The following is a 12478-nucleotide window of genomic DNA, read 5'->3' as shown; positions in this document are numbered from 1 at the left end:
GAACCGATAGCATTGACGGTGGCTGGCTGTGGTCCCCGTATGCCACAAGCTATGAAGCCTTAACTTTGAATAGGAGACACCCGTGTCAGATGCCCAGCAGATCACCCTTCTCGTCGATGGCGAAGAGACCAAGGTGACTACCGGGACAACCGGTGCGGAACTCTTCTTTGAGCGCCGTGACGTCGTTGTGGCCCGCGTTAACGGTGAACTGAAGGACCTTGACCAGGAACTGCCCGAAGGTGCCGAGGTGGAAGGCGTCACCATTGATTCCCCCGATGGCTTGAACGTCCTGCGCCACTCCACCGCCCACGTCATGGCCCAGGCCGTGCAGCAGCTGCGTCCCGACGCCAAGCTGGGCATCGGCCCCTACATTACCGACGGCTTCTACTTCGACTTCGACGTTGCCGAGCCCTTCACCCCCGAGGACCTCAAGACCCTCGAAAAGATGATGCTCAAGATCGTCAACCAGAACCAGAAATTCGTCCGCCGCGTCGTCTCCGAGGACGAGGCCCGCGAAGCCATGAAGAACGAGCCCTACAAGCTCGAACTCCTGGGAAAGAAGAACGACGCCGCTGAGGCCGGCGAGGGCGTCAACGTGGAGGTCGGCGCCGGCGACATCACCATCTACGACAACGTGGAGCGCAAGGAAGGCACCACCGTCTGGTGCGACCTCTGCCGCGGCCCGCACCTGCCCAACACCAAGATGATCTCCAACGCCTTCGCGCTGACCCGTTCGTCGTCGGCCTACTGGCTGGGCAACCAGAAGAACCAGCAGCTGCAGCGCATCTACGGCACCGCCTGGCCCACCAAGGACGCCTTGAAGGCCTACCAGGAGCGCATTGCCGAGGCCGAGCGCCGCGACCACCGCAAGCTCGGTTCGGAGCTGGACCTCTTCTCCTTCCCCGACGAGCTGGGCTCCGGCCTGCCGGTCTTCCACCCCAAGGGCGGCATCATCCGCAAGGAGATGGAGGACTACTCGCGCCAGCGGCACGTCGAGGCCGGCTACGAGTTCGTCTACACCCCGCACATCACCAAGGGCCACCTGTACGAGGTCTCCGGGCACCTGGACTGGTACAAGGACGGCATGTTCCCCGCCATGCATGTGGACGCGGAACTCAATGAGGACGGCACCGTGCGCAAGCCCGGCCAGGACTATTACCTGAAGCCGATGAACTGCCCCATGCACAACCTCATCTTCCGCTCCCGCGGCCGGTCCTACCGCGAGCTGCCGCTGCGGCTGTTCGAGTTCGGTTCGGTCTACCGCTACGAGAAGTCCGGCGTGGTGCACGGCCTCACCCGCGTCCGCGGCATGACACAGGACGACGCCCACATCTACTGCACCCGCGAGCAGATGAAGGACGAGCTCACCAAGACCCTGACCTTCGTCCTGGACCTGCTCAAGGACTACGGGCTGAATGACTTCTACCTGGAGTTGTCCACCAAGGACCCGGAGAAGTACGTTGGCGACGACGCCGCCTGGGAGGAAGCCACCAGGACCCTTTCCGAGGTGGCCCAGGAGTCCGGGCTGGAACTGGTGCCCGATCCGGGTGGAGCCGCGTTCTACGGTCCCAAGATTTCCGTGCAGGCCAAGGACGCGCTGGGCCGAACCTGGCAGATGTCCACCATCCAGCTGGACTTCAACCTGCCCGAGCGCTTCGAGCTGGAATTCCAGGCCGCTGACGGCAGCCGGCAGCGTCCGGTGATGATCCACCGCGCGCTCTTCGGCTCGGTGGAGCGGTTCATGGGCGTCCTCACCGAGCACTACGCCGGAGCGTTCCCCGCGTGGCTGGCTCCGGTCCAGGTGGTGGGCATCCCCGTAGCGGAGGCGTTCAACGAGTACATGTTCGACGTCGTCGACCAGCTTAAGGCGGAGGGTATCCGCGCCGAGGTGGACACTTCCACGGACCGGTTCCCCAAGAAGATCCGCACCGCCAGCAAGGACAAAATCCCGTTCGTGCTGATCGCCGGCGGCGACGATGCGGAGGCGGGCGCAGTTTCATTCCGTTTCCGCGACGGCAGCCAAGACAACGGCGTGCCTGTTGCGGAAGCAGTCAAGCGGATCACCGACGCCGTCCGCAACCGGACCAGCTAGCCGAACGGAAGCAGCACAGTGCAGGAGAACACAGGCGCAGGATATCCAGGCGATGCCGGCGTTACCGACGACTTTGCCCTCGCCGGTGTCCCCGACGCCTTCCAGCGCCTGTGGACTCCGCACCGCATGGCCTACATCAAGGGCGGGCAGCACCAGTTCAAGAACGAGAACGACTGCCCGTTCTGCGTGGGCCCGAACAGGACTGACGAAGAGGCGCTCATCGTCTACCGCGGCCGGACCTGCTACGTGGTGCTGAACCTGTTTCCCTACAACCCGGGGCATCTCCTGGTCTGCCCGTACCGGCACATCCCCGACTACACGGACCTCACAGTTGAAGAGACAGCAGAATTCGCTGACCTGACCCAGACCGCCATGCGGGTCCTGCGCAAGGTGTCCAACCCCGGCGGGTTCAACCTGGGGATGAACCAGGGGGTGGTGGGGGGAGCCGGCATCTCCGCACACCTGCACCAGCACATCGTTCCCCGTTGGGGCGGTGACGGTAACTTCTTCCCCATCATCGCCCAGACCAAGGCCATCACCCAGACCCTTGATGAGGTCCGGCGGCAGGTGGCTGAAGCCTGGCCCGGGGAGTCGGATGCTGAATAGGCACGCCCGCGGATTCTTCACCGCGCTGTTCACCCCGCTGGCCCGTTGGCTCCTGAAGATTGGTGTCTCCCCGGACGCGGTAACCATCCTCGGCACCGCAGGGGTTGCGGCCGGGGCCCTGGTTTTCTACCCGCTGGGCCAGCTCTTCTGGGGCACCCTTTTCATCACTGCCTTCATCTTTTCCGACGTCCTGGACGGCATCATGGCGCGGATGCAGGGCGTGAAGAGCCGCTGGGGGAACTTCCTCGACTCCACCCTGGACCGGATTGCCGACGGCGCCCTGTTCGCCGGGGTGTCCATCTGGTTCTTTACCGGTGGCAACAACATGGCCATCGCCGTATCAGCCCTGCTCTGCCTTGTCCTGGGCATGGTGGTCTCCTACGCCCGGGCCAAAGCGGAGTCCCTGGGCTTCACGGCGAACGTCGGGGTCGCAGAGCGGGCCGAACGCCTGGTCTCCGTCCTGGTCATCACAGGTCTCACCGGCCTCGGACTCCCGCCGGTGGTGCTCCTGGCCACCCTGGTCCTCCTGGCGGTTGCCAGCTTTATTACCGTTGTCCAGCGCGTCCTCTCTGTGCGTCGGCAGGCGCTGGCGGAACCGTCGCCGGCTGATTAAGCCTGATTAAGCCGGCCGGGCGGCGGGGGACTAGTATATAAGTGCCCGGTCAACGGACCCGGCAATCCGTGCGTGCACGTCCGGCAGCTGCCGCCGCATGCCCGGCGAAGATCATCTGTCTACCCATAGGGGTTTTTGTGTCTACACCTGATGTAAGCAACGAGGCCGGTTCGTCCGCGAACAGCGTCACGGGCAGCAGCCGCGTGAAGCGCGGCATGGCCGAGATGCTCAAGGGCGGCGTCATCATGGACGTCGTCAACGTCGAACAGGCCCGCATCGCCGAAGACGCCGGTGCCGTGGCAGTCATGGCGCTGGAACGTGTTCCGGCCGATATCCGTGCCCAGGGCGGCGTGTCCCGCATGTCCGATCCCGACATGATCGACCAGATCATCGATGCGGTCTCCATCCCTGTCATGGCAAAGGCCCGCATCGGCCACTTCGTCGAAGCCCAGGTCCTGCAGTCCCTCGGCGTCGACTACATCGACGAGTCCGAGGTCCTCACCCCGGCCGACTACATCAACCACATCGACAAGTGGAACTTCAAGGTTCCCTTCGTCTGTGGTGCCACCAACCTCGGTGAGGCCCTGCGCCGCATCAACGAGGGCGCGGCCATGATCCGGTCCAAGGGCGAAGCAGGCACCGGTGACGTCTCCAACGCCACCGGTCACATGCGCAAGATCCGCTCCGAGATTGCCCGGCTTTCCTCACTGCCCGAGGACGAGCTCTACGTTGCGGCCAAGGAACTGCAGGCCCCGTACGAACTGGTCAAGGAAGTCGCCGCTGCCGGCAAGCTTCCCGTGGTGCTGTTCACCGCCGGCGGCATCGCCACCCCCGCTGACGCGGCCATGATGATGCAGCTCGGCGCCGACGGCGTCTTCGTCGGCTCGGGCATCTTTAAGTCCGGCAACCCGGCCCAGCGCGCCGCCGCCGTCGTGAAGGCCACCACCTTCTTCGACGACCCCGACGTCATCGCCAAGGCCTCCCGCGGCCTCGGCGAAGCCATGGTGGGCATCAACGTCGACGAGATCCCCCAGCCGCACCGGCTTGCTGAGCGCGGCTGGTAACTCTCTACTCCTGGTGCCTTCTGGCGCCTGGCGGCGCTGGTCGTCTGCGTGCTATTCCCCGCGTCCCCGCTAAAGCCGCTTCGCGGCGAGCGGGGACGCAGGGCCCCTTTTACGCACGCTGCCGGACCGCGCCGCCCGTTGCCTTCCCCTGTTGTAACTGACGACGCCGGTTCCTGACCTTTCTCGGGTGGGGGACCGGCGTCGTTTTTTGTATCGATTGCTCCGTACTTGTCGTTATCGGGCCTGACAGCGACAAGTACGGAGCACTCGATGGGGGTTACTCGAGGCCGCGGCGCTTTAGCAGCGGCTCCAGCCTTGCGTCGCGGCCCCTCAGTATGCGGAAGGACTCCAGGGGTTCGCGGCTGTTGCCGCGGGAGAGCAGCTCCTGGCGGAAGCGTTCGCCGTTGGCGCGGGTCAGGCCGCCGTTGTCGCGGAACCAGTCCACGGTGTCGGCGTCCAGCACCTCGCTCCAGATATAGGAGTAGTAGCCTGCAGCGTATCCGGCACCGGCGAAGATGTGCTGGAAGTACCCGGTCCGGTACCGGGGCGGAATCAGAGGGTGCGCAATTCCGGCCGACGCCAGGGCCTTGGCCTCGAACTCCAACGCATCGTCGGGAACGCCGTCCGGCTCCAGCACATGCCACGCCAGGTCAAGAAGGGCGGCGCCCAGGTACTCGGTGGTGGCAAAACCTTCACCCCAGAGCCGGGACTCCTCCAGCCTGTCCACGATGTCCTGTGGAAGGGGCTCACCGGTGAGGTGGTGGCGTGCGTAGTTGGACAACACCTCCGCCCGCATGATCCACATTTCGTTCACCTGCGACGGGTACTCCACGAAATCCCGCGGCACCGCGGTTCCGGAGAAGCGCGGATAGGTGACCTTCGAGAAGAGGCCGTGCAGGGCGTGGCCGAACTCGTGGAAGAGGGTGCGCAGTTCGTCCAGGCTGAGAAGAGTGGGTTCGCCGGCGGGCGGCTTGGAAATGTTGAGGGTATTGATCACCACGGGCCGCGTGCCCAGCAGGGCCGACTGGTCAACGAGCGAGTTCATCCACGCGCCGCCCCGCTTTGATTCACGCGCATAGTAGTCGCCAAGGAACAGCCCCAACGCGGAGCCGTCCTCATTGCGCACTTCCCAGATGCGCACGTCCGGATGGTAGCCGTGGAGGTCGGCCCGCTCGTGGAAGGTGATCCCGTACAGCGACGTTGCTGCAAAGAACACGCCATCGGTGATGGTGCGGTTGAGTTCAAAGTAGGGTCGGAGCGCCTGTTCATCGACGTCATATTTCTCCCGCCGCACCTTTGCCGAATAGTAGGCCCAGTCCCACGCTTCCAGCGGGTGGCCGGCAACTTCGGCCAGCGCTGCCGCCTCGGCGTCGGCGTTGCGGATGGCGGCCGGCGCCATCCGGTTCAGCATGGTCCGGACTGCCTCAAAGTCGGGGGCCGTCTGGCGGTCCGCCACCAGCTCTGCGTAGTTGTCGAATCCCAGCAGCCTTGCCTTCTCCGCCCGCAGCCCGGCCATCTCCCTGGCCAGGTCAAGGACATCCAGGCTGCCGCCGTCGCTGCCCCTGGCCACGGATGCTTCGAACAGGCGACGGCGGACGTTCCGGTTCTCGAGGGCGGCGAGGGCAGGCTGGTTCCCGGGCTGGATCAGGGTGAGCAGGTATTTGCCGTCGTGACCGGCGGCGCGGGCTGCTTCCGCGGCGCTGGCGACGTCGTCGGCCGGCAGGCCGGCCAAGTCCCCCGCGTCGTCCAGCAGCAGTGCGGCGGACTTCATCCCTTCCTTGACCCGCTGGCCGAACTCGGTACCCAGGCGTGCCAGTTCGGCGTTGATGGCGCGCAGCCGTTCCTGGCCCGGTGCATCCAGCTGGATGCCTGATTGGCGGAACTCTTTGAGGTACTCCTCTACAAGGCGGGAGGACTCGGGATCGCATTTTTCCGTATCGATGGCGGCAAACCGATCGAACAGCGCCCTGTTGAGGAACACCTCATCCTGATGGGCCGAGAACCGCGGGGACAGCTCCGTTTCGAGCTCCCGGATCTGCTCTGTTGCGTCGGCGGACACCAAGGTGAAGAACGCCGCGGCCGAGCGGTTCAGCAACTGCCCGGAGCGTTCCATGGCCAGGGCGGTGTTTTCGAACGTGGCTGGTTGGGCATTGCCGGTGATGGCCTTGATCTCGTCCAGCTGGGCAGACAATCCTGCCTCGATGGCTTCGCGGTACTGCTCCACGGCGAGGGCTTCGAAGGGCGGCAGGCCGTAGGGCAGCGGACTGGCGGCAAGGAGCGGATTGGTCATGGGCTAAACCTTTCACAGCGGGACAGGCTTCTCAATTGTGGGGCTGGGCACGTCCTCCCAGCTGGTAACCCTACAATGGCCGCTATACGGTCCGCCCCGGACCGCATCTACCGTCTCCTGCAGGGGACGCGCAACGGTTTGTCATGATGAAAGGACCGTGGCCATGACCAAGGGTGGCGCCGGGCAGGGAACCGTCTTCCTGGGAATGCCGTTCCGGTGGCTTGGTCCGGGCGCAATCGTGGTGCTGGCGGGGGCCTACGGCGTCTTCTGGTTCCTCGCTCGGCCTGCGGGCGAACCCGTCCTGGGGCACGTAGGGCAACTCTTCGGCGGCGAATCCGTCCTGCTGTATTCGATCGCGCTGGTCCTGGTCAGCACCCTGCCCCACGTTGAGCCGGTTTTCGGCGGCATTGACCACGCCGCCATCTGGCACCGCAGGGCGGCGATGACGGCAACCATCCTGTTGCTGCCCCATATCGAACTTGCCGCCAATCCGGAGGCAACCAGCGTGGGCAAAACGTTGGCCGTGATTGCCATCAGCGGGCTCGCCGCGTTGGTTGTATGGGCAGTCCTGCCACGCTGGCGGACCATGCTTCCCGCGCCTGTCCGCGGGCTGGTCCGCACCTCGTTGAGGACCAGGCCGGTCCAGCTGGCCGCCCGGCTGCTGGGCGGCTACGAGCGGTGGCGCGGCTTCCACCGGCTGACGGGCCTGTTCCTGGCCGCCGGGTTCCTGCACGGCCTCCTCGACGCCAGTGCGTTTGAGGCTGTGCCCGCGCTTCGCTGGAGCTACGTGGCCATCGGTGGAACCGGGTTGGGGTTCTATGCCTACCGCGAACTGCTGGCACGGCATTTCCTGCCCCACCACGACTACCAGGTGGCAGGGGTCCGGCCCGTTGCGCCGGACCTGGTGGAAGTGGCACTGCGTCCCTTGGGCCGGCCGCTGGCCTTCAAACCCGGGCAGTTCGCCATGGTCTACCTGGAAACAGCGGACGGCTGGCAGCGGCACCCGTTTTCCATCTCGGGGCCGGCGCTGGAAGGCGGAATCAGCATCACGGTCAAGGCGCTGGGCGACCATACGGCCAGGCTTCCGGACGTGGTCCAGCCGGGTATGCCCGCCGTAGTGGGTGGACCTTACGGACGCTTTGACCGGCACCGCGGAACAGCGCATCAGGTCTGGATCGCCGGCGGTGTGGGAATCACGCCCTTCCTCAGCTGGCTGCGGTCCCTGGAAGGCGAGCTCCACGACGATGTCCACTTCTTCGTCACCTCAGCGGGCCCGTCCCCCTTTGCCGATGAGATCTCTGCCATCGCCCGGAACCAGCCACGGCTCACGGTCCACTTAGTGGACACCGGGAGGGACGGACGGCTGACCCCGGAGGCGGTCCTGGCCGCCGTGGGCACCGAAGCCCGCGAGCTCTCGGTATTCATGGGCGGACCGGACGCCATGCTGCGGCAGTTCCGTAAGGCCTTCCGGGGCGCAGGTGTTCGCAGGGCCAACATTCACCGGGAGTATTTCCAGTGGCGGTGACCTGCGATCTGCCAGTCCGGCAGGGTTGCCGTTCAGCGGTGGTTAAGGTCGGGAGTGTCCCAGGTCAGCGGGGCCGGCGGACAGCGTGCTCACGGGCCAGTACGGCGTAGCCGTCGTCCGGGTTGCCCGGGGAGAAGCTGCCGAACTTCCGCTCCGCCGCGGTGCGGATAAGGAAGTCGGCGATGGCGGGGTTCTTGGGCAGAAGGGAGCCGTGCAGGTAGCTGGCAACGATGTTGCGGTACCGGGCCCCTTCATGGCCGTCGTTGCTGTTGTTTCCCATTCCCTTGGCCACGGTACCGAGTGGCCGCACACCGCTGCCCAGAGTGGTTTGGCCGCTGTGGTTTTCGTAGCCCAGGACTTCCCCGAACTCCGTAGTGGAGACCTTGACGTTGCCGATCAGGCGCTCATCGGTGCCGTGGGTTTCCACGTCCAGGATGCCGATGCCGGGAATGACGGCGCCGGTGCGGGTCTTGAAGTACTGGCCAAAAAGCTGGTAGAGACCGCAAATGACCAGCATCGGCGCACCGTCCTCCGCCAGTTCCTTGAGCTGGCCGGCCCGTGCCTGCAGGTCGTCCTGGATCACCAGTTGCCCGCTGTCCTGGCCCCCGCCGCCGACAACGATGTCCACGCCCTCGGGAAAGGGATCGCCCACGTTGTACTCCAGCAGTTCAGGGGTGTAACCGTGCCATTCGATCCGGCGCTTCAGGACCAGGGCGTTGCCCCAGTCTCCGTAGATGTTCATGTCACGCGGGTAGAGCTGGACCACGCGGATGGTTCCCTTGGACTGGCCGCCGGCGGCCACTGCTTCTGCCGGATTCACGAGACAACCTCCACGGTGGTGATTTTGGACAGCTCGCGGCGGATGGCCAGCATAGCGGTGTAGGTGCAGAAGATGCGTTTCGGCCTGTCCCTGCCTTCCCGGATGAAGGCTGCCAGGGCGGCGGAAATGTCGGTCTGCACCGCTCCGACGCGGACGTCGTCGTACTGAAGCCGCAGCGCCATGTCGTAGGCGCGTGATCCGGTCAGCACGTCCACGCCGCCTTCGCGCAGGGAATCGAATTCCACGTCCCAGAGCCAGGACATGTCCCGTCCGTCTGCGTAGTTGTCGTTGATGGCGATCATGGTGGCGTAGCCCTCGGCAGGGAAGGATTTCAGCCCCAGCCGGAAACCGCTGGGGTTCTTCACCAGCACAAGGTCCAGCGGCTGGCCGTCGACGGTAAGGCTTTCACCGCGGCCAAAGGCCGGCGCCACCCTGGACAGGGCTTCGAGCAAGGTGGCATGGTCTGCAGCCGCGGCGCCTCCGCCGCAAATGCTGCGGGCCAGCGTCAGCGCCGCGGCAGCGTTGAAGATGTTGTACACACCGCGCAGCTTCATCGCCGTGGTGACCGTACCGCCGTCGTACTCAAACTGAGCGCTGTCCGCGCCCACTTTGCGGAGTACGACGTCGGCTGCGGGCTTTTCCGGCAGGCCCGCCGGGGCGGGGGAGCCCGGGGCGGCGCGCATGTCATCGTCGTTGGGAAAGGTGCCCAGCAGGGAGTCGTCAAGGCCGAAGTACCTGACTTCCTGTCCCGTGAGCGTGTCCGCGATCCTGGCAACCCTTGGGTCCTCGCGGTTCAGGACCACTGTTCCCGTGGTCTTGGCGGCGATGTGCTGCAGGAGCTGCGCCGTTTTATCGATCTCACCAAAGCGGTCCAGCTGGTCGCGCAGCACGTTGAGCAGCAGGCAATACCGGGGCGGGACGCTGTTCACGAAATGGACAGCGTGGGCTTCGTCCAGTTCCAGCACGGCGATGTCCGCGTCCAGCCGGCCGCGCCAGTCCACTTCGCCCAGCAGGGCCGCCGCCACACCGCGGGTGAAGTTGCTGCCGGTGCGGTTGGTGAAGACCTTCAGGCCTTGGCTTTCCAGCAGTTCGACCACCATTTTGGTGGTGGTGGTTTTGCCGTTGGTGCCGCTGACCACAGCCACACCGTGGGGCAGCGTGGTGAGTGTCCGCCGCATGAAGCCGGGGTCGATTTTCTCAACCACCAGTCCTGGAAGGGCGGACCCGCCGCCCCGCAGCCGGGACACCCTGCGGACCAGCTTGCCGAGCGGAACACTGAAGAAGACCATGTTTTGAATATATCCCAGCAGCGGCATGCAACCTCTGCCGGCCGCATCCCCGCGGCAGCAGCAATGGGCCTGTGCCCCGTATGCTGGAGGGATGACAAACCCCCCTTCTGCTGCTCCTGCGCGCGTGGGCTCGGGCCTGCGGATTGGTGTCCTGGCCCTCCAGGGAGATTTCCGCGAGCACCTGCGCGCCGCCGAAGCTACCGGTGCCCAGGGCGTGGCTGTCCGCCGCCCCGGGGAGCTGGACGGCCTGGACGGACTCATCATTCCCGGTGGGGAGTCCACCACCATCGACAAGCTGGCCCGGGCCTTTGACCTTGCAGACCCGCTCCGGAAGTACATCGCCGAGGGCCTGCCGGTTTACGGCTCGTGCGCCGGGATGATCCTGCTCGCCTCTGATATCGCCGATCCCGCCACCGATCTTTCGGGCGCCCCCCAGCAGACGTTCGGCGGCCTGGACATCACTGTCCGCCGCAATGCCTTCGGCCGGCAGCGTGAGTCCTTTGAAACCGACCTGGACTTCAAGGGGCTGGACTTCAGCGCCACCGAATCGGGCGTTGAACCGGTGCACGCCGTATTCATCCGCGGCCCCTGGGTGGAGCGGGTGGGCGCGGACGTGGAGGTCCTGGCCCAAGTGGAACCGGCGGACCCCGGCCAGGCGTCCCACGCCGCATCGCTCCCGGGGACGGCTAGAATTGTCGCAGTGCGTTCCGGCCAGCTGCTGGCCACCTCCTTCCATCCGGAAGTGACCGGCGAGAAACGCGTACACGAACTTTTTATCCGCATGATCAGAGGAGAAGCGTAAAGCATGTCAGGCCACTCCAAATGGGCAACGACCAAGCACAAAAAGGCGATCATTGACAGCCGCCGCGCAAAGTCGTTCGCCAAGCTGATCAAAAACATCGAAGTTGCCGCCAGGATGGGCGGCCCCGACCTCGCCGGCAACCCCGGCCTGGAACTGGCTGTAACCAAGGCGAAGAAAACTTCGGTCCCCAATGACAACATCGACCGTGCCATCAAGCGCGGCGCCGGCCTTACCGGCGAAGTGGTGGACTACACCGAGATCATGTACGAAGCCCGCGGTCCCCAGGGCTCGGCGCTGCTGATCGAGTGCCTTACGGACAACAAGAACCGCGCAGCTTCCGAGGTCCGCCTGGCCATTTCCCGCAATGGCGGGACCATCGCCGACCCCGGCTCCGTCAGCTACCTTTTCACCCGCAAGGGCGTTGTGAACCTGCCCAAGAACGGCCTGAGCGAGGACGATGTCCTGATGGCCGTCCTCGAGGCAGGTGCCGAGGAAGTCAAGGACAACGGCGAGACGTTCGAGATCCACTCGGAACCGGCCGATCTTCCCGCCATCCGCGAGGCCCTCAAGGAAGCCGGCATCGAGTACGACACCGACGAAGTCGAGTTCGTGCCCTCCATGCAGGTTGAGCTGGATGTGGACGGCGCCCGCAAGTTCCTGAAGCTTGCCGATGCCCTCGAAGACCTCGACGACGTCCAGAACGTTTACAGCAACGCCGACCTCAGCGACGAAGTCCAGGCTGCCCTGGAATCCGAGTGACGCCCGGCGGTGCCGGCTGAAACTGCACGCCCGTGACGCTGCGCGTACTCGGGGTTGACCCGGGACTGACCCGTTGCGGCATTGGCGTGGTGGACGTCGAGCGGAACAGGCGGGCCACCATGGTGGCTGTCGGCGTGGTGGGCACCTCGCCCGAGGAGACGCTGGACCAGCGGCTCCTGGTGATCGCCCTGGCCATCGACGAGTGGCTGGACCGCTACGAACCCCAGGTGCTCGCCGTCGAACGTGTCTTTTCCCAGCTCAATGTCAGCACGGTCATGGGCGTGGCCCAGGCGTCCGGCGTGGTGATTGCCGCCGCCGCGCGCCGCGGAATCCCCGTGGCGCTGCATACGCCGTCGGAAGTCAAGGCCGCGGTGACCGGAAGCGGGTCCTCCAACAAGGAAGCCGTGACCAAGCTGGTGACCAAGATCCTGCGCCTGGACGCACCGCCGCGCCCGGCAGACGCAGCGGACGCCCTGGCGCTGGCCATCACGCACGCGTGGCGGGCGGGAAGCGGCGCTGCCGTGGCCACCACGGGTCCAGGCAGTTCCTCACTGACACCGGCCCAGCGTGCATGGGCCGAGGCGGAGGCCAAGGCGCGCCGCGCACGGTGATTGTCCC

The 12478-nt window shown here is 65.5% G+C and carries 11 protein-coding genes; 8 read left to right on the top strand and 3 right to left on the bottom strand.

Annotated elements, in window-relative coordinates; genetic code table 11:
• The first annotated feature begins 82 nt into the window (after nucleotides 1–82).
• The 4 genes from thrS to pdxS all read left to right on the top strand — a co-directional run bounded on the left by thrS (nucleotide 83) and on the right by pdxS (nucleotide 4375).
• Nucleotides 83–2092 carry a threonine--tRNA ligase gene (thrS, locus tag FBY33_RS15815; protein WP_142031370.1) on the top strand — a complete coding sequence of 670 codons (2010 nt, stop codon included), beginning with the start codon at nucleotides 83–85 and terminating at the stop codon, nucleotides 2090–2092.
• A gap of 18 nt (nucleotides 2093–2110) precedes the next feature.
• A complete protein-coding gene (locus tag FBY33_RS15810; protein WP_056336549.1) occupies nucleotides 2111–2698 on the top strand; it encodes an HIT family protein in 588 nt (195 codons plus the stop codon).
• Nucleotides 2688–3311 carry a phosphatidylinositol phosphate synthase gene (pgsA, locus tag FBY33_RS15805; RefSeq protein ID WP_142031369.1) on the top strand — a complete coding sequence of 208 codons (624 nt, stop codon included), beginning with the start codon at nucleotides 2688–2690 and terminating at the stop codon, nucleotides 3309–3311. The genes FBY33_RS15810 and pgsA overlap by 11 nt, the downstream gene beginning before the upstream one ends.
• Before the next feature lie 137 nt (nucleotides 3312–3448).
• Nucleotides 3449–4375, top strand: a complete 927-nt coding sequence (gene pdxS / locus FBY33_RS15800; protein ID WP_026265780.1) for a pyridoxal 5'-phosphate synthase lyase subunit PdxS — start codon at nucleotides 3449–3451, stop codon at nucleotides 4373–4375.
• Between the two features lie 277 nt (nucleotides 4376–4652).
• On the opposite strand, the gene FBY33_RS15795 is transcribed toward pdxS, so the two are convergent.
• Complete coding sequence (locus FBY33_RS15795; protein ID WP_142031368.1) at nucleotides 4653–6665, bottom strand: M3 family metallopeptidase; 2013 nt, start codon at nucleotides 6663–6665, stop codon at nucleotides 4653–4655.
• Between the two features lie 163 nt (nucleotides 6666–6828).
• Here FBY33_RS15795 and FBY33_RS15790 point away from each other — a divergent pair, with 163 nt between their 5' ends.
• Nucleotides 6829–8190 carry a ferredoxin reductase family protein gene (locus FBY33_RS15790; protein ID WP_142031367.1) on the top strand — a complete coding sequence of 454 codons (1362 nt, stop codon included), beginning with the start codon at nucleotides 6829–6831 and terminating at the stop codon, nucleotides 8188–8190.
• Between the two features lie 64 nt (nucleotides 8191–8254).
• Here the strand turns inward: FBY33_RS15790 and FBY33_RS15785 are convergent, their stop codons facing one another.
• Complete coding sequence (locus tag FBY33_RS15785; protein ID WP_142031366.1) at nucleotides 8255–9010, bottom strand: type 1 glutamine amidotransferase; 756 nt, start codon at nucleotides 9008–9010, stop codon at nucleotides 8255–8257.
• Nucleotides 9007–10299 carry a Mur ligase family protein gene (locus FBY33_RS15780; RefSeq protein ID WP_200831401.1) on the bottom strand — a complete coding sequence of 431 codons (1293 nt, stop codon included), beginning with the start codon at nucleotides 10297–10299 and terminating at the stop codon, nucleotides 9007–9009. The genes FBY33_RS15785 and FBY33_RS15780 overlap by 4 nt, the downstream gene beginning before the upstream one ends.
• A 91-nt stretch (nucleotides 10300–10390) precedes the next feature.
• On the opposite strand from FBY33_RS15780, the gene pdxT reads away from it, so the two are divergent.
• Genes pdxT through ruvC form a run of 3 tightly spaced genes read left to right on the top strand, consistent with a single transcriptional unit; the run spans nucleotide 10391 to nucleotide 12471 of the window.
• Nucleotides 10391–11101 (top strand): pyridoxal 5'-phosphate synthase glutaminase subunit PdxT, encoded by a 711-nt coding sequence (gene pdxT / locus FBY33_RS15775; RefSeq protein ID WP_142031364.1) that lies wholly within the window; start codon nucleotides 10391–10393, stop codon nucleotides 11099–11101.
• Nucleotides 11102–11104: 3 nt separating this feature from the next.
• Entirely contained in the window at nucleotides 11105–11860 is a 756-nt protein-coding gene (locus FBY33_RS15770; protein WP_142031363.1) for a YebC/PmpR family DNA-binding transcriptional regulator, read from the top strand.
• 32 nt (nucleotides 11861–11892) lie between these two features.
• On the top strand, nucleotides 11893–12471 hold the full coding sequence (gene ruvC / locus FBY33_RS15765) for a crossover junction endodeoxyribonuclease RuvC (protein ID WP_142031362.1): 579 nt from the start codon (nucleotides 11893–11895) through the stop codon (nucleotides 12469–12471).
• The last annotated feature ends 7 nt before the right edge of the window (nucleotides 12472–12478 follow it).

Origin of the sequence: Arthrobacter sp. SLBN-112 (assembly GCF_006715225.1) — a bacterium.
Taxonomy (GTDB): Bacteria; Actinomycetota; Actinomycetes; order Actinomycetales; family Micrococcaceae; genus Arthrobacter.
This window is presented reverse-complemented; position numbering and strand designations above follow the sequence as displayed.